This window comes from Serratia sp. 121840015-1 (assembly GCF_053627655.1).
The window spans coordinates 1-2,145 of the sequence record NZ_JBSEYF010000022.1; the positions used below are offsets into that span (position 1 = coordinate 1).

At 53.4% G+C, this 2,145-nt stretch carries 1 rRNA gene; it reads left to right on the forward strand.

From position 1 onward, the window contains the following. Window positions 1-2,145: ribosomal RNA gene (locus ACUXAC_RS26890) — 23S ribosomal RNA — on the forward strand; the annotation flags it as partial.

The following is a 2,145-nucleotide window of genomic DNA, read 5'->3' on the forward strand; positions in this document are numbered from 1 at the left end:
TAGTTGCAAGGTATAGACCCGAAACCCGGTGATCTAGCCATGGGCAGGTTGAAGGTTGGGTAACACTAACTGGAGGACCGAACCGACTAATGTTGAAAAATTAGCGGATGACTTGTGGCTGGGGGTGAAAGGCCAATCAAACCGGGAGATAGCTGGTTCTCCCCGAAAGCTATTTAGGTAGCGCCTCGTGAACTCATCTTCGGGGGTAGAGCACTGTTTCGGCTAGGGGGCCATCCCGGCTTACCAAACCGATGCAAACTCCGAATACCGAAGAATGTTATCACGGGAGACACACGGCGGGTGCTAACGTCCGTCGTGAAGAGGGAAACAACCCAGACCGCCAGCTAAGGTCCCAAAGTCATGGTTAAGTGGGAAACGATGTGGGAAGGCATAGACAGCCAGGATGTTGGCTTAGAAGCAGCCATCATTTAAAGAAAGCGTAATAGCTCACTGGTCGAGTCGGCCTGCGCGGAAGATGTAACGGGGCTAAACCATGCACCGAAGCTGCGGCAGCGACGCTTAGCGTTGTTGGGTAGGGGAGCGTTCTGTAAGCCGTTGAAGGTGGCCTGTGAGGGTTGCTGGAGGTATCAGAAGTGCGAATGCTGACATAAGTAACGATAAAGCGGGTGAAAAGCCCGCTCGCCGGAAGACCAAGGGTTCCTGTCCAACGTTAATCGGGGCAGGGTGAGTCGACCCCTAAGGCGAGGCTGAAAAGCGTAGTCGATGGGAAACAGGTTAATATTCCTGTACTTGGTGTTACTGCGAAGGGGGGACGGAGAAGGCTAGGCTAGCCGGGCGACGGTTGTCCCGGTTTAAGCGTGTAGGGGGTGTGACCTGGTAAATCCGGTTGCATACTAACCCTGAGGCGTGATGACGATGCACTACGGTGCAGAAGTAGTTGATGCCCTGCTTCCAGGAAAAGCCTCTAAGCTCTAGGTAACATTAAATCGTACCCCAAACCGACACAGGTGGTCAGGTAGAGAATACCAAGGCGCTTGAGAGAACTCGGGTGAAGGAACTAGGCAAAATGGTGCCGTAACTTCGGGAGAAGGCACGCTGGCATGTAGGTGAAGTCCCTTGCGGATGGAGCTGAAGCCAGTCGAAGATACCAGCTGGCTGCAACTGTTTAATAAAAACACAGCACTGTGCAAACACGAAAGTGGACGTATACGGTGTGACGCCTGCCCGGTGCTGGAAGGTTAATTGATGGGGTCAGCCGCAAGGCGAAGCTCTTGATCGAAGCCCCAGTAAACGGCGGCCGTAACTATAACGGTCCTAAGGTAGCGAAATTCCTTGTCGGGTAAGTTCCGACCTGCACGAATGGCGTAATGATGGCCAGGCTGTCTCCACCCGAGACTCAGTGAAATTGAACTCGCTGTGAAGATGCAGTGTACCCGCGGCAAGACGGAAAGACCCCGTGAACCTTTACTATAGCTTGACACTGAACATTGAGCCTTGATGTGTAGGATAGGTGGGAGGCTTTGAAGCGTGGACGCCAGTCTGCGTGGAGCCATCCTTGAAATACCACCCTTTAATGTTTGATGTTCTAACTCGGCCCCATAATCTGGGGTGAGGACAGTGTCTGGTGGGTAGTTTGACTGGGGCGGTCTCCTCCCAAAGAGTAACGGAGGAGCACGAAGGTTAGCTAATCACGGTCGGACATCGTGAGGTTAGTGCAAAGGCATAAGCTAGCTTGACTGCGAGAGTGACGGCTCGAGCAGGTACGAAAGTAGGTCTTAGTGATCCGGTGGTTCTGAATGGAAGGGCCATCGCTCAACGGATAAAAGGTACTCCGGGGATAACAGGCTGATACCGCCCAAGAGTTCATATCGACGGCGGTGTTTGGCACCTCGATGTCGGCTCATCACATCCTGGGGCTGAAGTAGGTCCCAAGGGTATGGCTGTTCGCCATTTAAAGTGGTACGCGAGCTGGGTTTAGAACGTCGTGAGACAGTTCGGTCCCTATCTGCCGTGGGCGTTGGAAGATTGAGAGGGGTTGCTCCTAGTACGAGAGGACCGGAGTGAACGCACCACTGGTGTTCGGGTTGTCATGCCAATGGCATTGCCCGGTAGCTAAGTGCGGAAAAGATAAGCGCTGAAAGCATCTAAGCGCGAAACTTGCCTCAAGATGAGTCTTCCCTGGGC